This is a genomic window from Vibrio orientalis CIP 102891 = ATCC 33934 (assembly GCF_000176235.1).
GTDB classification, from domain to species: domain Bacteria; phylum Pseudomonadota; class Gammaproteobacteria; order Enterobacterales; family Vibrionaceae; genus Vibrio; species Vibrio orientalis.
In genome coordinates this window covers 1,316,454-1,340,593 of record NZ_ACZV01000005.1, presented here as the reverse complement: position 1 = coordinate 1,340,593, position 24,140 = coordinate 1,316,454, and the positions used below count along the sequence as shown (strand labels likewise).

Annotated in this window: 20 protein-coding genes; 8 read left to right on the top strand and 12 right to left on the bottom strand. The window is 46.0% G+C overall.

The annotated features are described in order from the left end of the window. Positions 1 to 5: 5 nt before the first annotated feature. The 9 genes from VIA_RS16805 to VIA_RS16765 form a co-directional block, all read right to left on the bottom strand. Entirely contained in the window at positions 6 to 695 is a 690-nt protein-coding gene (locus VIA_RS16805; RefSeq protein ID WP_004414402.1) for a DNA-3-methyladenine glycosylase I, read from the bottom strand. Between the two features lie 111 nt (positions 696 to 806). After that, positions 807 to 3,254 (bottom strand): molybdopterin guanine dinucleotide-containing S/N-oxide reductase, encoded by a 2,448-nt coding sequence (locus VIA_RS16800; protein WP_038211194.1) that lies wholly within the window; start codon positions 3,252 to 3,254, stop codon positions 807 to 809. 23 nt (positions 3,255 to 3,277) lie between these two features. Next, positions 3,278 to 4,372 (bottom strand): NapC/NirT family cytochrome c, encoded by a 1,095-nt coding sequence (locus VIA_RS16795; RefSeq protein ID WP_004414400.1) that lies wholly within the window; start codon positions 4,370 to 4,372, stop codon positions 3,278 to 3,280. Between the two features lie 266 nt (positions 4,373 to 4,638). Continuing rightward, complete coding sequence (locus VIA_RS16790) at positions 4,639 to 5,238, bottom strand: thiol:disulfide interchange protein DsbA/DsbL (RefSeq protein ID WP_004414399.1); 600 nt, start codon at positions 5,236 to 5,238, stop codon at positions 4,639 to 4,641. Positions 5,239 to 5,321: 83 nt separating this feature from the next. Continuing rightward, complete coding sequence (locus tag VIA_RS16785; protein WP_138977039.1) at positions 5,322 to 5,663, bottom strand: hypothetical protein; 342 nt, start codon at positions 5,661 to 5,663, stop codon at positions 5,322 to 5,324. Positions 5,664 to 5,773: 110 nt separating this feature from the next. Next, positions 5,774 to 6,037 (bottom strand): hypothetical protein, encoded by a 264-nt coding sequence (locus tag VIA_RS16780; protein WP_004414396.1) that lies wholly within the window; start codon positions 6,035 to 6,037, stop codon positions 5,774 to 5,776. A 98-nt stretch (positions 6,038 to 6,135) separates the two neighbouring features. Beyond that, positions 6,136 to 8,958 carry an Hsp70 family protein gene (locus tag VIA_RS16775; protein WP_004414395.1) on the bottom strand — a complete coding sequence of 941 codons (2,823 nt, stop codon included), beginning with the start codon at positions 8,956 to 8,958 and terminating at the stop codon, positions 6,136 to 6,138. A 77-nt stretch (positions 8,959 to 9,035) separates the two neighbouring features. After that, complete coding sequence (locus tag VIA_RS16770) at positions 9,036 to 10,964, bottom strand: Hsp70 family protein (protein ID WP_004414394.1); 1,929 nt, start codon at positions 10,962 to 10,964, stop codon at positions 9,036 to 9,038. After that, the gene (locus VIA_RS16765) at positions 10,964 to 11,596 is read right to left on the bottom strand and encodes a DUF2760 domain-containing protein (RefSeq protein ID WP_004414393.1); all 633 of its coding nucleotides are present in this window, start codon (positions 11,594 to 11,596) and stop codon (positions 10,964 to 10,966) included. The genes VIA_RS16770 and VIA_RS16765 overlap by 1 nt, the downstream gene beginning before the upstream one ends. Before the next feature lie 322 nt (positions 11,597 to 11,918). On the opposite strand from VIA_RS16765, the gene VIA_RS16760 reads away from it, so the two are divergent. After that, positions 11,919 to 13,448 (top strand): sensor domain-containing diguanylate cyclase, encoded by a 1,530-nt coding sequence (locus tag VIA_RS16760; RefSeq protein WP_004417459.1) that lies wholly within the window; start codon positions 11,919 to 11,921, stop codon positions 13,446 to 13,448. Between the two features lie 88 nt (positions 13,449 to 13,536). Next, a complete protein-coding gene (locus VIA_RS16755) occupies positions 13,537 to 14,067 on the top strand; it encodes a 3'-5' exonuclease (protein ID WP_004414391.1) in 531 nt (176 codons plus the stop codon). Positions 14,068 to 14,116: 49 nt separating this feature from the next. On the opposite strand, the gene VIA_RS16750 is transcribed toward VIA_RS16755, so the two are convergent. From VIA_RS16750 to VIA_RS16740, 3 genes are all read right to left on the bottom strand, one after another. Next, the gene (locus tag VIA_RS16750) at positions 14,117 to 14,569 is read right to left on the bottom strand and encodes a tellurite resistance TerB family protein (RefSeq protein WP_004414390.1); all 453 of its coding nucleotides are present in this window, start codon (positions 14,567 to 14,569) and stop codon (positions 14,117 to 14,119) included. A 77-nt stretch (positions 14,570 to 14,646) separates the two neighbouring features. Continuing rightward, entirely contained in the window at positions 14,647 to 16,548 is a 1,902-nt protein-coding gene (locus VIA_RS16745) for a metallophosphoesterase family protein (RefSeq protein WP_004414389.1), read from the bottom strand. Positions 16,549 to 16,551: 3 nt separating this feature from the next. Then, the gene (locus VIA_RS16740; protein ID WP_004414388.1) at positions 16,552 to 16,917 is read right to left on the bottom strand and encodes a VC1380 family protein; all 366 of its coding nucleotides are present in this window, start codon (positions 16,915 to 16,917) and stop codon (positions 16,552 to 16,554) included. 118 nt (positions 16,918 to 17,035) lie between these two features. Between VIA_RS16740 and VIA_RS16735 the strand changes: the two genes are divergently transcribed. The 6 genes from VIA_RS16735 to VIA_RS16710 all read left to right on the top strand — a co-directional run bounded on the left by VIA_RS16735 (position 17,036) and on the right by VIA_RS16710 (position 24,034). Next, a complete protein-coding gene (locus VIA_RS16735) occupies positions 17,036 to 18,361 on the top strand; it encodes a MipA/OmpV family protein (protein ID WP_004414387.1) in 1,326 nt (441 codons plus the stop codon). 538 nt (positions 18,362 to 18,899) lie between these two features. Next, positions 18,900 to 21,347 carry a DmsA/YnfE/YnfF family dimethyl sulfoxide reductase gene (locus VIA_RS16730; protein WP_004414386.1) on the top strand — a complete coding sequence of 816 codons (2,448 nt, stop codon included), beginning with the start codon at positions 18,900 to 18,902 and terminating at the stop codon, positions 21,345 to 21,347. After that, the gene (locus tag VIA_RS16725) at positions 21,347 to 21,976 is read left to right on the top strand and encodes a DMSO/selenate family reductase complex B subunit (RefSeq protein WP_004414385.1); all 630 of its coding nucleotides are present in this window, start codon (positions 21,347 to 21,349) and stop codon (positions 21,974 to 21,976) included. Before VIA_RS16730 ends, VIA_RS16725 begins: the two co-directional genes overlap by 1 nt. Beyond that, entirely contained in the window at positions 21,976 to 22,827 is an 852-nt protein-coding gene (locus VIA_RS16720) for a dimethyl sulfoxide reductase anchor subunit family protein (protein ID WP_004414384.1), read from the top strand. Before VIA_RS16725 ends, VIA_RS16720 begins: the two co-directional genes overlap by 1 nt. Positions 22,828 to 22,938: 111 nt before the next feature. Further along, positions 22,939 to 23,550, top strand: coding sequence for a molecular chaperone TorD family protein (locus VIA_RS16715; protein WP_004414383.1), 612 nt, complete (start codon positions 22,939 to 22,941; stop codon positions 23,548 to 23,550). Beyond that, positions 23,537 to 24,034 carry a 4Fe-4S binding protein gene (locus tag VIA_RS16710; protein WP_004414382.1) on the top strand — a complete coding sequence of 166 codons (498 nt, stop codon included), beginning with the start codon at positions 23,537 to 23,539 and terminating at the stop codon, positions 24,032 to 24,034. The genes VIA_RS16715 and VIA_RS16710 overlap by 14 nt, the downstream gene beginning before the upstream one ends. Positions 24,035 to 24,140 lie beyond the last annotated feature (106 nt).

The window sequence follows — 24,140 nt, the reverse complement described above, 5'->3', positions numbered from 1 at the left end:
GCGGATTATAAAACTCGGTTATCGCCTGTACTGTAGGCGATAACTTGACTGATCTGAGTCAGGCTACGACCGCTTTCTTGTTGCCACCCGGCGAACGCTTCATTTGTCGCGGCCAGCGAACGTTTAGTATCTTTTCCGCCTTCAATGACTTTACAGTTGCGTAGATAACTTTCGACATCTCCCGATAAAATGAAGGTATCTACACCTAATTGACGCAAACTATAAGGTCCGGTATTGCCACCAAGTCGATTACCATGTTTCTTCAAATAGAGCCACAAACCAGTAATATCTTCACTCGGCCAATTGGCGACCATCTTAGCGAAAGAACCGTGCTCGATAGACGCTTCATGGATCATTTGAGCATTGGCCAAAATGGATTTCACTTTAGCGTGGTGGCGAATGATTCGAGTATCCGCTGCTTTGTTATCCCATTGCTCTTCCGACAGCATTAATAACGGTTCAATCTTAAAACCGAAAAACACCTCTTCAAAATTTGGCCATTTGTTTCTAACCACTTTCCAAGAAATACCGCTTTGAAATACCTTCATGCTGAACGCTGCTAACCAACGGTCATTGGGGATTTCTAACAGCTCTTCTCGACTTAAAGGAGTGGCCAATAGCGACTCTAAGTTGGCTTCTCCACCTTTTCTAGCCGCGGCTCGGTGGTAGATGTCATCAAATTTTTCAAGTGTCATAGGTTAAGTTTCTTTCGCTGAGTAAACGTCAAATATCCTAACTGATACGGATAAAAAAACCAGAGCGTTAAAGCTCTGGTTTTACGATGGAATTTTAGTTATTGAACGCCGTTAACCGTTTTTAGGCGGTGTAAATGCGGTGAGTTCAAGCACTGGGCCTTGGTACTTTTCGATGCGTACCAATGCAGAGTTTGCTGCACAGCCATTAGCAAGACGAGAGGTTGGAATGTCTAATGTTAGAACGTTACAACCGCCGTTTTTACAGATACCTGTTTGCGGGTCTAGATCTGGCCAGCCACCTTCGTGGATACATACCGAACCTTGCTTGATACCATCAGTCACCAATGCACCGACTAATACCTGACCACGGCCATTGAAAGCACGAACAAGATCGCCGGTCTTAATGCCGCGTACCTTTGCGTCTTCAGGGTGGATAGAGATCGGTTCACGGTCAGCAATCGCATACTCTTCACGAATCTTCGCGTAGTTGAACTGACTGTGCAGGCGGTGAGCTGCGTGCGCTGTCATTAACTGCAGTTCGCCATCAACAGCGTTACCTGTGTACTCCGTTGGCTCTAACCATGTTGGGTGCGGAGGACAGTCTTCTAGCTGGTAGCCTTCGATAGTGCGCGAGAAGATCTCAAACTTACCACTTGGTGTACCTAGAGGGTTCATGATTGGATTCTCACGGAACTCGGCGTAACGAACAAACTTAGCGTTCTTCTCGTTCCACTTCATCTCGATTAGCTGGTTATCTTCCCAGAACTTGCTGAAGTTTGGCATTGCGATACGCTGACCGCGACCACCTTGTTGCGCCGTTTTGTAGAAGCCGTAAAGCCATTCCATTTCTGTCTTGCCTTCGGTGTAAACGTCACGACCGCCCGGCGCAAGAAGTTCTGACATATCTGCAAATACATCAAAGTCGTTACGTGCTTCGCCCTGAGGCTCCACCACTTGCTTCATTGGCACAAGGTGCTGGTTACTGTAGTCACCTGTCATGGTCATATCGTTACGCTCGAACGAGGTAGTGATAGGCAGAACAATATCCGCGTGCTTCGCTGCTGCTGTCCAATAAGGTTCAGAGATGACGATAAGCTCAGGCTTTTGCCACGCTTTGATCAAGCGGTTGGTGTCTTGGTGGTGAGTAAAGTTCGCACCGCCTGCCCACCAGATCATCTTGATCTCTGGGAAGGTTAAGTTGTGACCGTTGTGATGGTAACTGGTGCCTGGGTTTTCTAGTGCTTCAACAATACGTGCTACAGGGAATGCGTTGACAGAACCAGAAACCGCCCAGTCATTGCCCGCTGAAGAACCGCCACCAAGTGATGCTGAAATCGCAGGAAGTACGCCCGCGTCACGTGCCGGATTACCGCCGTTAGAGTAGTGGTAAGATAGACCGAAGCCACCACCAGGTAGACCGACTTGACCAAGCATAGTTGCAAGAGTTACTAGCATCCAGTGGCGCTGCTCACCGTATTGCTGACGCTGCATACCCCAGCCAGACATTAACATTGTGCGGTTTTTGCTGAAGATATCGGCCAGTAACTCTAGCTGTTCTACAGGTACGCCACAGATCTTAGATGCCCACTGTGCAGATTTCTCTACGCCGTCTTCTTTACCCATTAGGTACGCTTCAAATACGTCGTAACCCGTGGTGTATTTAGCTAGGAATTCTGTGTCGTGCTTACCTTGCTTAACCAGCGTATGCGCAATACCCATCATCATCGCTACGTCAGTCATAGGGTGAGGGGCAATCCACTGCGCGTTGTCACCGAAGAACTCGATCGTTTCAGAACGCATAGGGTCAATTGCGATAACCGTCTTGCCTGACTTCTTAAGCTGATGGAAGAACTCAAGGCCCGCACAGTCTGTTGAGCTCCATGCGATTTTCAATGTGTTGATTGGGTTTAGGCCCCAAAGCACCACAACGTCACTATGTTCAAGAACCACAGGGTAAGTGGTTTGCTGCTCATAAACTTCGATAGAGCCTACAACGTGCGGCATGATCACCTGCGCAGCACCTGTAGAGTAGTCACCAAGGTGGCCCGAATAACCGCCAGCCATACTCATGTAACGTTGCAGAAGCGTTTGTGCTTTGTGCAGTACGCCACTTGAGCGCCAACCGTAAGAACCTGCGAATACAGACTCAGCGCCGTGCTCTTTACGAATGCGCATATGTTGTTCGTGGATCAGCTTGTAAACCTCATCCCAAGAGACACGAACGAATTCATCGCTACCACGTACGCCTTCTGGTGCTGACGGGTTAGCCAAGTAGCCTTTACGTACCATCGGGTACTTAACACGAGCCTTAGTATGAACTTGATCTGGACCGGTGGTTTGTAGGCTATTTGGTACTGTTTGTGGCAATGCGTTGGTGGTTGAAACCAGCTTGCCGTCTTGTACTTTACACAACATTGGGCCCATACGGCCAGATGTTAAAATACCAGAGCCACGCTTGTCAGAAGCAAGCGCACTCATTGGCGTTAGCGATGTGAATGCTAAGGCACCTGCGGTAATGCCAGTACCTTTTAGAAATCCGCGACGAGTTAAATTAGTCATCATTATTATCCTTCTATTATCTATTAGTGACCAACCACATCTTTCGCGTGGTGCTGGAAGAACTTAGTCAAAATTTCTAGGTTTTCGACGGTAATATCCGTGCGATCACCCATACTCTTCGCGACAGGCCCCCAAGCGTTCACTGTGAAGTGATTTGAAGGAATTTTCGCGTGACAAGTTGCACAGTAAACATTGTCCAACTCTTCTGCGTATGACCAAACTGGCGCTAACGTGTCTACGACTGGAGAGTCGATAGAAGCCGTCAAAGAAACAGAACGCCACTCGTTGCCGTATACGTCTGCTTTGAACTCGCCCGCTTCTAGCGCTTGTTGGCCTTGTTCAGATAGCGTTGCTACGATGGCACGTTGACCTTCACCCATGTAAAGCACTTGTTCTGCGCCTTTCATTTGGAATGCATTAAGCTTAACCGTACGGTTATCACCTTCAGCTTTCACAACTTCAAGCTTGGTTGTTGGGTTTAGCGTACCGAAGTCACCCATAGAGATTGCTGTTACTGGGTAAACCACTTTGGCGTCAGCAGCTGTTTTAGTTGTGAAGCTCATTAGTGTTTCAAAGGCTTTGCTATCTAGCTCCGCTTCTGGAGCGAAGTGCGCCACACCTTTGTGACAGTCGATACACGTTTGGTCGTTTGCTTTGCCGTATGCATGCATTTTTGCTGCATCGCGTGATTGCTCGTACTCTTCCATTGCACCGAAATCGTGACAAGAGCGGCAAGTTGCCGAATCATTTTCACGGAACTGAGCCCATACGGTTTCTGCCATCTCAGTGCGATGCGCTTCGTATTTCTCTTCAGTGTCGATCTTACCAGTCACAAACTCATGGTAGATGTCTTTAGACGCTCGAATCTTGGTAACTAAGTAATCCATTGGCTCTTGAGGAATGTGGCAGTCTGAACATTCCGCGCGGATGCCTTTCGCGTTACTGAAGTGAACGGAGCCTTGATACTCTTTGTAAGGGGTTTCCATAGAGTGGCATGAGACGCAAAACTCTGTATCTGATGTGTAGTGCATTACTGCAGCAGAGCCGCCTAAAGTTAACCAGCCTATCCCAACACCAACAGCTGCAATCAGTGCGATATAACGTTTTTTTATAGACATGAAGTGAAATAACTCTTAATAAAAATACATGATTCGTTACATTACTCCTTTAGGGGTAGGTGGCTTTGATCTGGCGCATAACAGTGTTCTGTTTAATTCCTTGGGAGAAAATTCTTACTTAATGCTTATCTTATGTATTTGTTAGGTGAATATATTGCAGTGAAGGGGTATGGCTAGGATGTGCAGTATGGATAACTTGGAAAGAAACGGGTATAGAAACACCAAAGGGTATAAGCCAGTCAGGGTTTCCGACTGGCTCTGAGCTTTTATAGAGTCAGCAGGTAGTTAACTAACTGGTTGTACTCTTCGAACGAACGAATCTGATCAGGCTTAACAATGTATTTGTCGTTAACCAGAACGCCAGGTACACCTGTTAAAGTACTTTTCTCAAACTGCTTGTCGAAGCCGCGTTGCATTGAGCTAACGACAAAGCTGTTATAGGCTGAATCAAACTTGTCTGCGTCGACACCATTGTCGATAAACACTTGGCGTAGCGCTTGTTCATCTTGCGGTGCACTGCGTAGTTCATGGATCTGTTTGAACATCGCAGGAACCATGGATTTTTCTGCATCGAGTGCAACCATAGTGGCATACGATTTTGCCATTGGAATCGCCATATTGTTGCCCATAAACGCTACGTGTACTTTTTCAAATGTTGCGCTGTCAGGAAGCGATGCTTTGAGGTTATCGATTACTGGTTCGAACTTGTAGCAGTGTGGGCAGTAAAATGAGAAAAACTCAGTCACTTTGGAGGTCGCTGATTTCTCGACATCAAGAACCTTGTAGTGAGTGCCTTCTTCAAATTGTGTGGCATGGACTGAGAATGACAGTGCCATAGTCGCGATGAGCGCAAATAACTTTTTCATTAGCGAATTCCTAAAATTATTCAGATAAATAGTGTTTAGGCTCTGTCATTGGACGGAGCCGAATCGTGGACTAAATTTAGGGGTTATGCAATCGGAGGGCGAAAAAGCGTTTGAATACGTGAAACGGCTTTTGCGAATTCATCTTTTCCAATCAAAGCTAAGGATGCTGCAATCGGATTGGTGACAGAAATAGTTTGAGAAAATGGCATTTTCAGCAGGCAGAATGACGCACAACAATGGTGGCTTATCGCATTGTTCTCATGGTCAGTCTTTGGACACTCAGCTTGATGAAGCGGCGTTGTATGCTGAACGCTTGATTCGTTATTTGTGGAGATAGGTTCGTAAGCAGACACCGGGACAGAAACACTGCCGAGTAACAGTGCCAATGACATCAACAAACTAATGACTATTTTACGACTCTTCAAAATAGTGTCCCTAATCTACCTAGACCGTTAGCTTACTAAAATCGCACCTAATGAGAAGGAGAGGTGTTCGAAGATGTTAACCTAAGGCCATTTTTCTCGGTAGTGAAGGGCTATTGGTTGCGTGTGATAAGTCGAGATAGTTTATGGCCGATAGCAAAACTGACCACCAAAACTGTCACGATGACAAAAATTGTATAGATATGGCCAACTAAGGTTGAGACACCAAAGCCCCAAACAAATGAAAATACCAGACCTTGAAATGCTTCATATGGCCATTGTGCGATTGGAAAGTGGGAATCGGAAGTGAGAAGAATAATCAGTCCCAAGAGCCCAAGTAATGAAGTGAAACTACCAAAGTAAATATGCTTATTCATGATTGTACTGCTGTTTGTTGTAATGACTTCAAGGAAACGTCTGATTGAGATAATTCGATGAAAAAGCATGCCTAACGAGACGTTGGCATGCTTTCCAATCAATGATGAACTAAGGTTAAACCGCTCGGCAAAGCATCACCGAATACGCGTTTTGATTCGCTTTCTGATAGCTCTTTGACTTCCTCTACGAGAGAGAGCCAAGAATCGGGCACTTTGCTTTGTTTTAGCTTAGCGATGACCTGATTCCGGAAGTCATCGGAGATATCAAATAAGCGATCGCCTGTCTTACGACAAATCATAACAGCCGCAAAGGCGATCATTGGTTCTTTCTGCCAGTTTTGTTCAAGCAGTTTTGGTAGCCATTGTTCTGCTTGTTCACGCGGAATCACACTGTGCTGACTGCCGTACAGAGGCGTACGTGATGCTAGTCGGCCTAATGCCCACCAATGTGCTTGTTCAAACTGGTTGTGGTTAATGGCCTTACTTAGACACCAAGAAGCGAGTAACACTTTGTCTTCGACTTCTAAGTGTTCTAACGATGCCGCCAAACGCACCATCGACTCATAACCCATATCTTGCGCCGCTTTGGCAGATTGTGGGTTCTTCATTGCGCCAGGGTGCAGGTATTTTGCGATATCGGCAAGAATGGTTTCTTGTTGCTCTTGGCTTAGCCCCCCGGCGATACGACGCCAGAATACCCACCAGTCCGTCCAACCTTGGTGATTCTTAAATTGAATCCCTTGTTGGTAGAGTCCCCAAACTTGTTCAATACGCCATGAGTCAGTGGCATCACCAAACCCTGGGCGTAGTGAAAATCCAGCCAGCCGTAACCAGTTTTTCTCATGCGGTTCTGAGCGGCGGCGACGTTTTCGGCCAAGGGCAAAGGCATCAAATAGGTGGCGTAAAGTCGTGAAATCCCACTCGTCACGTTTACCGAGTTTTTTCTCTAGCTCTTTGGCCAATGTTTTAATTTCTTTTGAATCACCGCTCTTTTTATTGCTGCTGTAAAGACGAGAAATCAGCTCTTTACAGTCTCCAAGTCGCGGGTGCAGATCTTGCTGTTGTTCGTCATCGGCTTTTTGATTACGAACTTCAAATTCTAATGCCCAGCGCTTGCTGTCATCATCGACATGGACACACTCCATCTTCAGTGTACCGACCTCAGTCAATTGGCATGCGAGTTGAACTTCGACACGCTCTTTTTGGTTGGCTTGAAGTTCAGCACCTTCACCTTCCAATGTAGAGATATAAGGTGGGAGAGGGGAGAATAAGTCAGGGTCGACGTCGACCATCACACCATTTTGAATAGCGGTGTTATTCGATAGCGTATCATGCGTGGTTGTCAGTAGATTGAAACGAACCGGTTCGCCAAGAGTCAGCGAGAAGCGACGACCACTAAGGCGAATTTCTTGCCCTTCTTCGGTACCTTTTGAGAGCAGGCAAAGCGCCTTACCCATTTTATTCTTTTCTTGTAGATGCAAGAAGTAAGAGCGTGCAGCACCACCACCAATTTTTAGTTGAGCGCCGCGGCGAGCTTTACCGAAAGCCACCGCACCAAGCGCAACCGACCAATCGGGATGTGGGTTATCTAATACCGTGACAGGAGCGCCGCGCCAATTACCGAGTAAGTTAGTGACACGCTCAGTAACCAGTTCACTATTAAAAACGCCGCCATTGAGCAATAAGCCTACAGGTATAGCAGGCTGCGATTGGTCTTCTTGATTCAGCGCAGAGTAAGAAACTTGCTGATGCTGATTCAAAAACTCCGCGACGTGTTTACTCACCGCAGGGTCGGCAACGTAAGGCAAACCAAATTCGACTACCGCACTGCGGCGCTTGTCTGGCGTGTCATTAAAATCGCTGAGAGGGAAGAAGCCATCTAACGCGATTTGGTGTACTTCTTGTTTTGAAAGGCCGATACTCTTGGTGCCACCCAGCAGTTTTGAGCCACTACCGAGCATAGTGATTTTGACTTCTTCAGGGGCATCTGCGGAAAGCAGGTTCTCTTTCGCTTTTCGAGTTTGCTGAATTAGCTTAGTCAAACTGGCTGCATTGAGCTTTTTCGATTGGTTAAAGCGAGTTTCTGCTAGGTGAGCGAGTGCAAGATCGAGGTTATCACCGCCAAGCATAAGGTGTTCACCGACACCGATACGATCCAGTGACAACTCTTCTTGCGCGCCATTTTCAGCATTAAAGCGCGCCTCAATTAGGCTCAAGTCAGTCGTACCGCCGCCGACATCGCAGACTAGAATTAGAGGTAACTGTTTTAGCTCATCAGCAGCTGAGTGCTGGTGGCGAGCGTACCAGTCGTAACAGACTGCTTGAGGCTCTTCGAGTAGTACGATTTTGTTGAGGCCGGCGAGTTGCGCTGCTTCAAGTGTCAGTTTGCGTGCCGTTTCATCAAATGAGGCTGGAACGGTCACCACAACATCTTGGTCTTCGAGTTTGTTACTTGGATTGCGATAGTTCCAAGCTTGGCGAATATGGTTGAGGTAGCTTGCACTCGCAATGACCGGAGAAACTTTATCGACGTCTGTCGCACCCGCCCAAGGGAGAATATCGCTACTGCGATCGACGCCTTGGTGAGAAAGCCAGCTTTTAGCACTAGAGACTTGGCGGCCTTCGACTTTAGCGCCTAGCTCACGCGCCCATTCACCAACGATAACGTTGCGGATGTCTCCTTCTACGGGTTGATCTTCCCAAGGCAGAGTTAGGTCTGATGGTGAAATTTGGCCTTGTGCAGGGTGGTAGCGAAATGAAGGTAGTAGAGGTTTACGTACTACTTCGCCGGGGCCAATTAACTGATCAATATTAAATAGGGATACATCGGATTGTTGTAAGTCGTCGGTGATTTCACAGAATGCGACAACCGTATTGGTTGTACCTAAATCAATACCGACAAGAAAACGAGGAGATGCCATACAAACCCTTATTTTGCCAATGTGATGACGAATTCTTATTATAAAAGAGCGGCACCCAAGAGGGTGCCGCACATTGATTAAATTTGCTCGTTGTCAGCTGCGTTAGCGTCTTCGCGGACATCGAACTCAACGTGCCATTTTTGACCGTTGTCGGTTGCGATGGCTTCTAGGTAGAGTGTACCGAGCTCAGTTACGCGTGAGGCTAGAGTGACAGGAACCACTTCGCCTTCACGGCGGCCTTCTGACACTGGAAGCGTCACTTGAATTTCTGGTAACTCATCAAGCTCTTCTGGACCCCAATGGTCGAGGTGCGTTCCTGCGAGATCTTCACGACGAACCGTTGAACCGAAGAACTGGAAGTTAACTGGTTGGCCGATGATCAAACCGAATTCTTGACTCGGTACGTCAACACTTGAACCTTCTTCCATACCAAATGGTGCCACACATAGCGCTTCCATTGGAGGCGCCATACCAGGAATTGCTGGCATAGCACTTTCGATACCTACGTAGTAGCTTGATGCAATACCGCCGCGGATACGAACACCTTGACCACGACGTACAGAACCGTAGTACGAAGCGCCGCTTGCTACTGCAAGATCTAGGTCAACACCCGTAAGGCGTTTTGCCATCTCAGTATCAGCGGTTAGCAGCCACTCGTTGATGGTATCTTCTAAGCGGTTTGCAAGTAGTGTTGATTTCAGAACACCACCGTTAAACAAAATTGCGGTTGGTTTGATGAAATCAGCGATTGTCGCTTCGCCGCCCATGCCCGGCATGTTAGCAAATGGGTTAAAGTCTTGTGCTGGAGCTTCACCGTTCTGCGCGTTAGCTTGTTTGGTTAAGAACGCAGCAATATGGCGTGTAATTCCCGCATCTTGTGCATACGGTAGACCCATTTGAGTCAAAGCACCACGATTACGCTGAACAGGATGCTCGGTCACTGCAACTTGTGGGAAGAAACCATCGACTAGCGTCTGTTGTACTTCTTGCTGAGTTAATTCAGTCTTCAGCGTAGCGCCTAGTAGCTTAGAACCACGACTTGGTACAACGATTGGTACTGACTGAAGCTCACTGTCATTAAGCAGTGCTTCTTTGGCGTCACGACAAGCGTGCGTCATGGCTTGAACTTGCCACGGTTGAAGCTCTTTACCGTCTTGGGCTAGCTTCATTTTTAAGCGGTACGCAAGTGCTAAGTCCATGTTGTCACCGCCAAGTAGGATATGCTCACCTACAGCGATGCGGTTTAGAGTTAGGTTACCTTGGTCTTCCGTCACTTCAACTAAAGAAAGGTCCGTGGTACCACCACCAATGTCGACAACCAGAACAATATCACCAACAGCGACTTCATCACGCCACTTGTCATTACTGTTATCAATCCAGTTGTAAAGCGCCGCTTGTGGCTCTTCAAGCAAGGTTAGGTGCACAAAACCGACATTGCGCGCTGCTTCAGCCGTTAAATCACGTGCAGCCGGGTCAAATGACGCAGGCACAGTAATCGTCACATCTTGATCAGCGAGCGGGTTATTCGGGTTAGTATGATCCCAAGCTTGCTTTAGATGCTCTAGGTAAAGCTCAGTTGTGCGCAATGGCGATACTTTTTCAACTTCTTCTGGGCTACCAGCAGGTAAGAATGCGTCACGGCGATTTACACCACCGTGGCATAGCCAAGATTTTGCGCTGGCGATAAGACGAATTGGCGTTTTCGCACCAAGGTTACGTGCAATCGCACCAACCAGCGCCGTTGGTTCAGTTGACCAAGGCAATACGCGCGATGACGGGTTCATTTCATGTTCGTGTGGTTGATACAAGAATGAACCCAGTTGGCTGCGTGTTTCAACTGTTCCCGGCGCAGTTAGTTGTGGGATAGGCATGACTTGCACGCGCGAATCTTCTTGCGTTGTATCCACATAAGACAACACACAGTGAGTAGTACCTAAGTCGATACCAACACTGAACTTAGGTGTCTCAGATACAGATGTTTGTTGTGCTAGATCTTGGTGTTCCATTACAGCTCAACCTCAGCTGGAGCAATCACAGAAGCGTCGTAGTTCTCGGCCAGTTTAGGTAGGTTCATTGAACTTGCTTTCCAACCTTTGTGAACAAGTGTGCCGCTGAAAGGTGCGCTGCCAGTCACGTTACCAGTTAAACGTACTTCTTGTGGGTTGAAGCCTTCTTGGACTGTGATGCGAGTTTCTTCGTCTTCATTACGAATATGCTCAAGCGTTACGTAATCAGCCAGCACTTTTTGTCCGCCAGTATGAATAACGCGAGCAGCTGCGCCAACGTCTTCGTCTGAGAATGACGTTAGGTCTTCTTTTAGGAAGTCAATTAGGCGCGCTTCTTGTTGCATGATAGAAAGCAGTTGCATCGCTGAGTCAGTCGAGGCTGTTGCTAACTTAGACTCTACTTCGACTACTTTCTCAATAACTTTTTCTACTTCGACCACTTTTTCAACTTCAACGATCTTTTCGACAGGCTTTTCTACTTCTACGATTTTCTCTACTGGTTTCTCAACCACTTTTTCGATCACTTTTGGTTTACGAGAAACCGCGATGAGAAGTAAAAGAACACTTGATGCAGTTAAACCTGCATGAAGCATATCGAACGTTTGAGGGATCATTTGTAAATCGAACGTCATGACAATTCTCTTATGTTTAAGTTTACTGAGAGATTGGCTCAATCTCTGCTGTGGCTCTATTAAAGAATTAAGAGCCAATTTATTCTGATAAATTGGGGCTGATAGTACCATAATCAAGGTGCTATCCGGCTACAAAAACAGGTCTAATCTTATGTTTAAACGATTAACTGGTTTGTTTTTGAACGAATGGCTGAGCGTAATAGCGGCAAAGATCATAGAAATGAAGGATTTTGCTCAATCTGGTTATTAGTGCTTTTAGTCAATAATGCAATATGGCTAAAATGAGGGGTCATTTTCGATAGGCTAAAAGCACCAAGGCTTTATGCAACGACTTACTCAAAAGAAATTCCTATATCCAATAGTTACCTTCGTTATTACGGCCTTAGTTGCCATCTACGCGGTACACTTTGTTTATAAAACGCAATTTGATCACACCGTATCAATGGTGAACAAACTCGCCGAACAGCAAGCAGAAAATTTGCAGAAAGTGGTCGAAAGTGACCTGCACTTTATCGGTGCTGGCGCGAACTTCTATCATTCAACGGAGCAAAGTAATTGGAGTCGTTTCCCAGTTTTTGCTGAAGAGCTAGTTTCTAAATCGGATACCTTAATTGCTTTGCAGTGGATGCCAAGAGTTGAGAGCGGCGACGTCGCTGAGCATACCCGTAAAGTGCGCGCTACTTTTCCCAACTTTGAAATTTACACTATCCCTAAGGATGGACCCAAAACCTCCGGTTACTTGATGGCCGACAATCAACCGATTTTTGTTGTCTCTGATATTTTCCCGCGCAGCGAAGCCAACATAGGTCTATTAGGCTTTTACTCTTCACGTTTACGTTTTCAATTGGTACTCGATGGTTTAGCGGCAACGGGTGAGCCGAACGTCTCTGATAAAGTCAGATTGCTGCAAGATGGCCTCGACCAAAATCTTAAAAAGACTGGTATGTTGGTCTATCACCCTGTGTTTGATATCGAGAAAAAGCAAGAGTTGATCGGTGTGGTGGTCGGTGTAATCAGAACGACCCACTATTTTGATGGATTAGTTAAGCGGACTGCAACGGAACAAGATCTGTTGATCAAAGTGATTGATATGGGCTTTGATGCTGAAGATGACTCGGTTCTTTATCAAAGTGAAGGGTGGGATAGTTCAGAAGGTATTGAAATTACAAAGCGCGTCACTTTGCCGAACCGAGAGTGGCTAGTCGACTTTAAGTTGGTTAATAACGTGACTGAAAACGAGCGTTTAGTCCTGACTTGGATCGCACTGGCAGGATGCGTTATCGCCGTTTTACTTAGCTATATCGTTTGGCTGTTGGTAAGAGACAAAGAGCACCTCGGTTTGTTACTTGATGAGCGAACGGAAGAACTGCAGTTTATGGTCGATCACGATTCATTGACGGGCTTATATAATCGACGTGCATTTAATCGCTTTTTATCGGATATGGTTGAACGAGAGCAAACCTTCTCTCTGATTGCCTTTGATATTGATAAGTTCAAGTCGATCAATGATTACTTTGGTCATGTGGCCGGAGATGAAATGTTGGTCTTTGTCACCAATACGGTACAGGCTCAATTGGATGAAAGTGATATTTTTGTCCGTATGGGCGGGGATGAGTTTTGTATCCTCTCCCCTAAAATTGACCGTGACGATCTATTTGCGTACTTAAACAATATTTGTCGAGTCGTTGCTAGCTCCGTTTATGAGTCTGACCATCATAAAATTCGTTGTACATTAAGTGTTGGGGCGGCGGTGAGAATGTTGGAAAGTGAAGAAGAAATTCTTAAAGCCGCGGATGCTCAACTGTATAAGAGTAAACAAGCGGGTCGAAATTGTGTCACCGTTGCGGATTAACTGACCACTTAACGGATCAATATTCGAGTTTTGCGTGATTCTCATGTAGAATTTTGCGCTTTCTCAATTGTTTGAACATAGGCGAATCATGAACCATAACCGTGTAGTTTGTTTCGATTTAGAGATGTGCTGTTGGAATGAAAACGGTGTCGGTACGACTGGCGAAATCATTGAAGTAGGCTTAGCTGAAATAGATCTTGTTAATGGCGAGATCGTTAAGCGCGCTCAGTACTATGTGAAGCCGGAACATGATGAGGTCTCGCTGTTTTGTTCTCAATTGACAGGGATTACGCCGCGCAAGGTAGAAAAACAAGGTCGACCTCTTGAAGAGGTGCTTAAGTCGATGGTTAAGAACTTCGGCGGCGCAAATAAAATCTATGCGGCATGGGGACGTGATGACCGTATCTTGATCAAAGAGTGTCAAGATAAGGGTATCGAGATGCCATTCAATGAATTTATTAATTTAGCGACCTTGTATCGAATCCAAAATCGCCTTAAAGACAAACGCATCGGCCATAAGGCGGCGCAAGAAGCAAAAGGTATCGAGTGGGAAGGGCGCCAACATTCTGGTTATGTTGATGCGTACAACTTAGCAAAACTCGCTTTAACCATGTTTTAAGCCAGATACAAGATAACAAGAGGGAGCCGAATGCTCCCTTTTTTGATCGTTACTCTTTCGTTTCAGTCACTGACAATTTAGCGCGAATAAAGTCGCTATGATCGACATAGAGTAATTCAGCTGTCTTACGAATAACGGCATCTTCAACGGGATCGATTTCACCGTCAGCATGAGCGACTTCCCACATCGCCTTGATTAACTCAAAGCGAGTTTCTTGGCTTAGCTCCCTTAGCTGAGAGGTAAAGTCGTATAAAGACGCGGATTCTTTGCTTTTGGCTTCAGCGCGAGCTAACAATGCTACAGCGCCGTTCTCATCAATATCCAACAATCTCGCCAGCAATAACCTCTTTGCTTCAATCTCTACTTGTTCAATTTGATGATCTGCACCAGCGACCTCACACAGTAAACAGGCAATTGCGAGGTTACTGTCTGCATGCGTAGTGTGGCCTAAATCGTTTCCTTCAAGTAGTTGCTTGAATAGTGAAGTAATAGAGTTGAGCATATAACGCGCCTTTATTGGGGTGTTATTGATATAAATAGTGCTTATCGAACCACAACTCAAGGCTCTTTACAGAAACCTTACTTTTCTTCAATTGGTGGAAAGTCCCATTCAACACCTTCACCGGTCAAAATGGATATGCGCTGTGGCTTACCATGACTATCGAGTTTTAACTCACCAATAGCACTGGTATTGACCAATCTACGTCTACCCGAAGTATTTGGATCTCTTTTCTTTATCTTGAGTCGCTTACGCTTAGTTAAAAAGTTAAGTGGTGAGCGAGGTGAGTAGAGTAAGCGGTCTGCGTGGTCGCACCCTGCCAGTAGGGGCTCAGGAAACTGATTCTTAAAGCCACTACAAGTGATTTGATAGATGTTAGGACTACTGCGTCTGAATCTTAACTTAATGTCATAAGCAAAGGAGTAGTGGACGTCGCCTGAGAGAATAACAAAGTTGGTCGGCGTTTTGGTGTGGGTAAAAATGCTCAACAAAGTATTGGCACTACCCGGATGGGCCATCCAGTTTTCGGCATCGATTAATAGTGGCTGAGCCGCCATTGTTGCCGCCTTTTGCATCGCCTCGATGACCTTCACGCCAAACATTGGTGCAGCGGAGACCACGACGACTTTGTCTTGGTGCATCAGCTCATGTTGAAACTCGATGAGGGCTTCCCAATCCATTAGGCCAGAAGGTTTGTTCATACGTGATTCAGAGCGCCAGCGGCGGGTGCGAGTATCTAATACGACAACCTTAGGTGATGTGTGAATGGTGTAGTGCCAGCGTTCAAAGGTGTAAAGGTATTGAATAAACTCATCTTGATAGCGCTCACCTGGCTCCGATAAAAAGCGAGTCGCGACCGACATAAATTCTTGATTGAAGTTGTCAGGCTCATTTCCCCAACCTTGGCAAAGCCAGTAGGCGATCAGGCCGTTACCGATAATACGGTTAGAGAAAGGGTTACTGTAGGCCGCCTTTTCCCACCCAATGGTCAGGTTCCAGTCATCAGTGACATCATGATCGTCAAAAATCATATAAGTGGGAATGTGGGCGAACAAACGTTGGACCTGAGGCAGGCCTGTAACGAACTGGTCAATAATCGCTTTTTCTTCACGCCACTTTTGTTGCCATTTAGGCTCGAGTTCTTGACCCGCTTGGGTGAACTTGTTGTCGTGTAAACGCGAAGTATTCAGCAGTGGCCACAATGTTGGCGACCATACCAGCAGATACATGGCAAAAAATTCAGAGAAACTCACTAGGTGGTTCTCTGCCTCACGCGAGCTGAAAATAGGCGTGTTGCGATGTGGGAACAGCTTAGTTAATAAGCTACCGTCATCGACATAGTGCGGCAGGATTTTATCCCGACCGTAATAACAATCGGCATGGCTGAACAGTTCCGTCGCGGAAGAAATCGGTGCTTCACCATATCGCTCGTCTGGTAGCCCCAATAGTCCAATCGTTTGAATTATTGCATCGAGTGTCGGCCCAGCAACATGATCGGCATAGATTTGATCACCACTCATCATCAACATATCAGGACGCTCTTCAATTGGCAGTGTTGCGACCTTGTTGTCAGCACTGACTAACGCGTCAGAGCTAGGGTGGTGTGGGTTACGACAAGAACCGTGCAAAATGTAGTCGGCTTGAGTGGATATCTTAAAGGTCAGCCGTGTTTCATCGCCATACAGCAATTCTGGATAAAGCTGACTTAACGCGCCTTGGTCTGTGTGGAACTCATAGCTAAGTGCGACATTGGCAGGGAACTCACCGCGAAAATGGGCGAGCGTAAGATAACAGTGGCTGCCAATTTGCAACTGGCTGCAACTATTTAAGTCTTCGCTAAAAATCTGTCCTTGCTCAGGCTCTAAGTGGAGAGAGAAATGGCCTTTAAGTGGCTTACTGGTGACAAGCCAGAAAACCAGCTCATTGGGGGTCACTTTACGTAAGATTGGGCCTGCAATAAGAAAAGGTAAACGCGTTTTCATTCACTACTCGGTTGGGTCTTTAGGTACGTCAGGATCTTCGAGTATTTCGATGATTTCGGAGCTGGAAAGTTCATGTCCCATTAAAAATAGTGCGAGCATCGCATCCGCTTTGGTTTTGATATCTTCGCTATCCATCAAGATTTGTTCAAAACGGTAGCGAATCATGTCAATTTCATGTTCAACGAACCCTCGTCCTTCTTCATCGCCTTGGATATCTTCGGGCGCAGAATCGAATTCGAGAAACATCAATTCACCGTCAAGTGCCGCGTTGACTAAACGTTCAGGCAGCCACTCTTCACCGATCACAATTTCAGGGTCGCTATCGTCCGGTAAGGCGTCGAGTAATCTTTTTAATTCTGAGGCTTTCACTATTTTTAGATTTAATGGATTATATATTCATATTTTAACGACCAATCGCCAATAAACATAAGTATTAACGAGATTAATTGGTCAGAATTTGAGTGTCTTCGGTACTTTTGAGTAAAAAATGTCAAATTATAAACGTCTAGCAGGCTTATTTTTAGCCAGTAGTGGGTTAGTAACAACGTCTGTACAAGCGGAAAAAACTTCTGCAGTGGCAGAACAAGACTGGGGAATAGCCGCAGTTTATCGCACTGCTTCAATCCCTTTTGATACTCAAGGTGGGGATCAAACCGTGGGTACATTTGTACCTATGATGTTTTTCGAGAACGAGCATGTTTTCATTAATGGTTTGGAAGGTGGTGCGTATCTTTTTGAAACTGATGATGAACAGTTTCAGCTTAACGCGCTAATGCGTTTGCGGTTCGTTGATATTCCAGCCTCAGAACAGAACGTCAATGAAGGGGATTCAGTCGACTTTGGTGGTCAACTCCGATACCGAATCAATGAGCAGTGGACCCTCGATACCGAGCTATTAGCCGATAAGGATTTCCGTTTTCACGGCAATCTAACGGCGACGGGCGATTATGAGTTTGGCGACTGGGAACTCAAGCCTCACGTAACCTTACGCTACAAAGACGCTGACTTTAACAGTGAGTATTACGCGTTCTCTGCTCAGACTGGTGAAACGGTCGGAGCGGGTATCGATATGAATGTCGGTGTGAGTGCGCGCTACCACGTCTATTCAAACCTATACTTGTTAGGCGCAACTAGTGTGACGCGACTCGACGACAATACCTATGATTCATCAATTATTGAAGATAGATATCAAGGAGAGTTTTACGTTGGTTTCGGCTTCTTCACTGACAAGAGTAAAGCGAAAAAATCTGAGTTAACTAATAAACGCTACGTTCGTATTGCACACGGCTGGGCTACTCCTTCTAATATCGGCGACATCATGAAGTTGAACGCCGAAAAAGACCCTTATAATAACCAGCTAACGTCATTTTTCTATGGTCACCCTTTAACCGATGAGCTATTTGGCTTGCCGATAGATATCTACCTGACGCCGGGTATTGTCCATCACTGGTCGTCAGATGTTCAGTCTTCATCAACAGAGTATGTTGCGGCAATCAAAGCGTACTATACGTTTGATTGGCCAACCAAGTGGCGTTTTGGTGTTGCGGAAGGCATGTCGTACATCGACAACATCACTTATATCGAAGGCTCTGAAATGGCAGAGAAGGGCTATACACCAAGCCACCTTCTTAACTATTTGGACTTCTCGTTTGATATGAATGTCGGCGACTTAATTAATAATCGCGATTTAGACAATATGTGGGTAGGCTACTCGCTTCACCACCGTAGTGCTATCTTCGAACAAGCATCCCAATACGGCCGAATCAAAGGCGGCAGTAACTACAATACGATTTACGTGCAGTATGACTTCTAATCACAGATTTTCGTCATAATTTGGACGTAGTTATTTAAAGCCTTGCTCTTGACGCAAGGCTTTTTATTATTTATTCAATTGGTAATTATTTCTATTTCCATTCTTCTCTATTTGTTTTTTCTATTTATGCTTAGTGTGATTAATTGATCAATATTATTGGTTTGACATGCCTCTGACCTATTAATATTTCATTCATATAAAACGTTGGAGTGGAATATAAGATTGCATCTTGTACTTTTTATTAATTGACTGTGGTCAAGATTATAACCCCTCAAATCTACAAGGATATTAATAGTGGCGGTGGCCTTGCCTTTGTTTGCTCAAGGCTTGTGCTATCTAGCTTAATTGATGGTTTTGTAGAAATGTTGCTTTGATTTGTCTTGTGTATTAATTAAAGCAAAATTAGATATTTTCAATGAATGCCTATTTTGAAAATACAATCTCTATGTCTTTTATTTCTAACGAGTGTTCTTTCCCCACTTAAAGCCATTAATTAAGCGCCACGACCAAATTCAAAAACGTAATTTAGGAAAAAACCATGAGTCAAAATGGTAAGTTTAATATTACTCGGCGTGATGCTTTAAAGGGTGGTTCTGCACTTGGCGCTCTAGCGCTAGCAGGAAACGCGCTTTCTCTCCCGTTTGCAACTAAAGCGATTGCCAAAGAAACACCAGCAAAACCAAACGAAAAAATTGTCTGGTCGGCATGTACCGTAAACTGTGGCTCTCGTTGTCCGCTTCGTATGCACGTGGTCGACGGTGAAATCAAATGGGTAGAAACCGATAACACGGGTGATGATGTTTACAACCACAATCACCAAGTTCGCGCTTGTTTACGTGGTCGCTCTATGCGCCGCCGTGTTTACTCGCCAGACCGTTTGAAATACCCACTTCTTCGCGTTGGTAAGCGTGGTGAAGGTAAGTTCAAACGCATCACTTGGGATGAAGCCTTTGACCTCATTGGTGATAACCTAAAACGCATTATTAAAGACCACGGTAACGATGCGGTGTACCTAAACTACGGTACAGGTACGCTTGGTGGCACAGTAACTAAGAGTTGGGATCCGAGCGCGACATTGGTTGCTCGTATGATGAACCTTTGTGGTGGTTACCTAAATCACTACGGTGATTACTCTGCAGCAAACATCGAATGTATGTCGGAGTACTTCTACGGTTCGTTCGTTGACAACAACTCGATTGACGATGTTCAAAATGCAGACCTATGTCTGATGTTTGGTAACAACCCAGCAGAAACCCGTATGTCGGGTGGTGGTCAGGTTCACAACTATGTGGATGCGAAAAACATCAGTCACACTCGCACGATTTGTATCGACCCTCGTTACACCGATACCGCAGCAGGTCGTGAAGACCAATGGATTCCTATCAAGCACGGTACAGATGCAGCTTTAATTGCAGCCATCGCCCATGTATTGATTACAGAAGACAAGGTCGATCAAGACTTTCTTGACCGCTACTGCGTGGGTTATGACCGTAAAACGCTTCCTGCGTCAGCGCCAGAAAACGGCAGCTACAAAGACTACATAATGGGCACAGGTCCGGATGGTATCGAGAAAACGCCAGAATGGGCACAGCCAATCACAGGTATTCCTGCTGATGTGATCTTGAAACTTGCGCGTGAAGTGGGTGACGCAAAACGTATCTACATCACGCAAGGTTGGGGTCTACAGCGTTCAGCGAACGGTGAGCAAGCATGTAAAGCAGTAATGATGTTGTCATTGCTACGTGGTCAAGTTGGTCTGCAAGGCGGCGGTACCGGTGCTCGTGAAGGTAACCACTCATACCCATTCCAACGCTTCCCGAAAGTGCCAAACCCAATCAATGCGTCAATTCCAATGTTCCTTTGGACAGACGCGATTTACCGCGGTACGGAAATGACAGACCTGACCGACGGCATTAAAGGTGTTCAGAAGCTACAAAACAACATCAAATTTATCTGGAACTACGCAGGTAACTGTCTGATTAACCAACACTCAGATATCAACCGCACGCACGATATTCTTCAAGATGAAAAAGCGTGTGAAATGATTGTTGTGATCGACAACCACATGACGTCTTCTGCGAAGTATGCCGATATCGTACTGCCAGACTGTACAACGTCTGAGCAATCGGATTTCTGTATGGATGGTGCTGCTGCGTCGATGCCTTACTTCATTTTTGCAAGCCAAGCGATTAAACCTCGTTTCGAATGCAAACCTATCTACGACATCATGTCTGGTGTGGCGAAACGCATGGGCGTGTTTGATGAGTTTACCGAAGGTCGCACTCAAGAAGAGTGGTTGCAATGGATGTATGCTCAGACCGTTAAACAAAACAACGATCCAAACCTACCGTCTTACGATGAGATGAGAAAGCAGGGTATCTATAAGAAGCAATTCGACCGTCCACACGTGGCGTATGAAGACTTCCGCCGTGACCCAGAAGCGAATCCATTGCCATCGCCTTCGGGCAAGATTGAGATCTACTCAGAGACGTTAGCGAAGATCAACGAAGAATGGGAATTGGACGAAGATGAATCGATCAAGCCATTACCAGAATACGTTTCGACGTTTAATGGCTGGGATTCTCCTGATCGTAAAGAGTACCCACTTCAGTTAACGGGTTTCCACTACAAAGCTCGTGCGCACTCTACGTACGGCAACGTCGACATCCTAAAAGCAGCCGCACCACAGGAACTTTGGATCAACCCAATTGATGCAGCGTCACGCAACATCGATAACGGTGACTTGGTTTGCGTGCGCAGCAAGTTTGGTGAAATGAACGTTCGCGTAAAAGTAACCCCACGCATCATGCCACACATCGTTGGCTTAGGTGAGGGCGCATGGTACTCACCAAATGGTAAAGGTGTTGACCAAGCGGGTTCAATCAACGTACTGACGACACAACGTCCAAGCCCGTTGGCAAAATCAAACCCGAGCCATACCAACCTCGTTGAAGTGACGCTAATTAAGAAAATGGGGGCTAAATAATGAGCACAGCGAAGCAGTATGGCTTTTACATTGATTCAAGCAAATGTACTGGCTGCAAAACATGTCAGCTCTCTTGTAAAGACAACAAAAATCTGGGTATCGACCGTAACTTTCGTCGTGTTTACGAATACGTAGGCGGCAACTGGACGGAAGAAAACGGCGCGTTCCGTCAAAACGTGTTCGCGTACTACCTATCGATTTCTTGTAACCACTGTACTAACCCAGCGTGTACCAAGGTTTGTCCATCAGGTGCAATGCACAAGCGTGAAGAAGACGGCTTTGTTGTTGTCGATGAAAGCGTGTGTATCGGCTGTAAATCTTGTCACATGGCATGTCCTTACGGCGCGCCTCAATACAGCGAAGAAAAAGGTCATATGACCAAGTGTGATGGCTGTTACGAACGTGTCTCAGAAGGCTTAATGCCAGTGTGTGTCGATAGCTGTCCACTGCGTGCGATTGAGTTTGGTCCAATTGACGAGCTACGTGCGAAATACGGTTCAAATGCGGATGTGGCACCACTGCCTGATTCTCGTATTACCAGCCCGAACCTGATCGTGAAGCTAAATCCAAATGGTCGTCCAACCAATGATCGCACTGGTTTCCTACAGAATCCAAGAGAGGTGAAATAATGTTATACGAAGCACCATTAGTTGCCTTTACGGTTCTTGCTCAAACAGCGGTTGGCGCGCACCTAACGGTTAATGCGTTCGAGAAATTCGGTAAGCCACCACGTGTGACAGAACCTCGTATGAACATCGCTCGTTTCGCTATTTTGGTTGTGATGGGGTTGGGTTTCTTGTTCTCAACCACTCACTTGGGTAGTCCACTTCGTGCGTTCAACGCATTAAACCGTGTTGGTAGTGCGGCGCTATCTAACGAGATCTTAACGGGCGCAAGCTTTCTGTCTCTAGCGGGTTTGTACTGGTTGCTGACGATTCTAAAAATCGGCAGCGAAGGCGTTCGTAAAATCGTGAACTGGTTGTCTATCGCGGTTGGCGTGATTTTCATGTTCGCGATGGCGAATGTTTACCAAATCGAAACGGTACCAGCATGGTACTCTCCAATGACCACGGTTGCGTTTTGGTTCACGGTGGTGACTTCGGGTCTGATGTTCGGTTACACGCTGATCAATGTATTGGACGTGACGGCTGAGAAAACCAATCGTCGCCTAATGTGGGCTGGCGTAAGTCTGATTGCGCTGAACCTTGCGTTCTCAGTAATGCAGACGATTTACTTTGCAGGTATCTCAACGGCGATTCACAGTGGCTTGGATCAAATCACAATGCTATCTGGTTATGTTGCTGGTCATGTGTTGTTGCTTGTGGTTGCTGCTGCTCTTTGGGTATCCGCTGAGTTGTTTACCGCAGAAGGTCGTCAGAAGAACTTGCTGGTTATCGTGGCATTCGTTGCCTTGTTCGTTGCAGAGATTCTAGGTCGCAACGTGTTCTACGGCATGCACTTTACATCTGGTTTGTACTAATAATCGTTATTTGTACTGATAACCATTAATAGAGTGGGGCGAGTGTTCGTCCCACCTCTATTCCGTTTCATTGAACAGAAGAATAAAAACACCAGTCATCAAAGGTACTTCATGCAAATTTCTCAACTTGAACCACAAGATACCAGCATCGTTCTTAAGCTGTTTGGTGCACTGTTTTACTACCAGCCAAAAGATTACTCAGCGGCGAATCTTGATACATTGTTGAGCAATACCGATACCCCAATCGAAGCGCTTAACAATATGCTACGAAGCTTTCAAAATGAGAGCGAAGAGGTGCTGCAATTGGAGCACGATCGTTTGTTTTCTGGTATTGGTGAAATGCCAGCGCCGCCTTGGGGTTCTGCCTATCTCGACAAAGAAGCGGTGTTGTTTGGTGAATCGACTATCGAATATCGCTACTTCTTGCAGCGTTGCAGATTCTCTTTGGAATCTGAACAACGTGAACCAGAAGATCAGGTCGGTTTGATGCTGATGGTGTTGGGTATGTTGATTGAGGCTGACCAACAAAAATTGGCGACTGAAATGCTCAGCGAACACCTAATGACGTGGTTTGGCTTTTTCATTAAGCGTTTCAAAAAAGCGGCAACACTGACGCCGTACTTAAAGTTATCCGAGCTAACTGAAGCGCTACTCCAATCCTTAAGTGAGCAATACCAAGTGGTTGTGCCAACGAAGAGAGATTACTCGGATGCGCCAGTCTGAATCGGTAGATCTAAGCAAGCGCCGCCTGTTTTCGTTTCGTCGCGCGCCAATTGAACAAGCTCAAGAGCCTCGTGTTAAGGCGAGACCGCCGTGTGCGGTGGAAGAGTCGATGTTCACAAGGCTGTGCGATGGTTGTGGTAAGTGTGCCTCTGCGTGCCCAAGTCAAATCATTGAAATGATCGATGGCGTTGCCGCGCTAGACATCAGTTATTCGGCATGCGATTTATGCGGAGAGTGCAAGTCGGTGTGCCCAACGTTAGCGCTTTCAAACCAAACAGAGTCTACAGGTTTGATGGCAACTATCTCGAACAGCTGCGAAAACCTATACGGTTATTGCGGCAGTTGTGAAGACAGTTGCCCTTACAATGCGTTGCAATGGCAAGACGACGCCAAACCCCTAATTGACGCTGCCAAATGCAAAGGTTGCGGGCAATGCGCGCAAAGTTGTTACACCAGCATGATAAGCTTTGACTTAAAACGATAAAAAAGGGATTGGCGCGAACCAATCCCTTTGGCTTCAATTAGTCCCTGAACGCCGCTTTCCGTTATCTTGTTCTAGCCCTTATGTGATACAATTCACGCAGTTTTAT

Coding starts and splice junctions, on each gene's coding strand:
- VIA_RS16735 (WP_004414387.1), top strand. CDS start 17,036: ATGTCAAATTATAAACGTCTAGCAGGCTTATTTTTAGCCAGTAGTGGG.
- VIA_RS16775 (WP_004414395.1), bottom strand. CDS start 8,958: ATGGCATCTCCTCGTTTTCTTGTCGGTATTGATTTAGGTACAACCAAT.
- VIA_RS16800 (WP_038211194.1), bottom strand. CDS start 3,254: ATGACTAATTTAACTCGTCGCGGATTTCTAAAAGGTACTGGCATTACC.
- VIA_RS16710 (WP_004414382.1), top strand. CDS start 23,537: ATGCGCCAGTCTGAATCGGTAGATCTAAGCAAGCGCCGCCTGTTTTCG.
- VIA_RS16755 (WP_004414391.1), top strand. CDS start 13,537: ATGAACCATAACCGTGTAGTTTGTTTCGATTTAGAGATGTGCTGTTGG.
- VIA_RS16725 (WP_004414385.1), top strand. CDS start 21,347: ATGAGCACAGCGAAGCAGTATGGCTTTTACATTGATTCAAGCAAATGT.
- VIA_RS16715 (WP_004414383.1), top strand. CDS start 22,939: ATGCAAATTTCTCAACTTGAACCACAAGATACCAGCATCGTTCTTAAG.
- VIA_RS16805 (WP_004414402.1), bottom strand. CDS start 695: ATGACACTTGAAAAATTTGATGACATCTACCACCGAGCCGCGGCTAGA.
- VIA_RS16730 (WP_004414386.1), top strand. CDS start 18,900: ATGAGTCAAAATGGTAAGTTTAATATTACTCGGCGTGATGCTTTAAAG.
- VIA_RS16780 (WP_004414396.1), bottom strand. CDS start 6,037: ATGAATAAGCATATTTACTTTGGTAGTTTCACTTCATTACTTGGGCTC.
- VIA_RS16720 (WP_004414384.1), top strand. CDS start 21,976: ATGTTATACGAAGCACCATTAGTTGCCTTTACGGTTCTTGCTCAAACA.
- VIA_RS16750 (WP_004414390.1), bottom strand. CDS start 14,569: ATGCTCAACTCTATTACTTCACTATTCAAGCAACTACTTGAAGGAAAC.
- VIA_RS16770 (WP_004414394.1), bottom strand. CDS start 10,964: ATGGAACACCAAGATCTAGCACAACAAACATCTGTATCTGAGACACCT.
- VIA_RS16795 (WP_004414400.1), bottom strand. CDS start 4,372: ATGTCTATAAAAAAACGTTATATCGCACTGATTGCAGCTGTTGGTGTT.
- VIA_RS16760 (WP_004417459.1), top strand. CDS start 11,919: ATGCAACGACTTACTCAAAAGAAATTCCTATATCCAATAGTTACCTTC.
- VIA_RS16745 (WP_004414389.1), bottom strand. CDS start 16,548: ATGAAAACGCGTTTACCTTTTCTTATTGCAGGCCCAATCTTACGTAAA.
- VIA_RS16790 (WP_004414399.1), bottom strand. CDS start 5,238: ATGAAAAAGTTATTTGCGCTCATCGCGACTATGGCACTGTCATTCTCA.
- VIA_RS16765 (WP_004414393.1), bottom strand. CDS start 11,596: ATGACGTTCGATTTACAAATGATCCCTCAAACGTTCGATATGCTTCAT.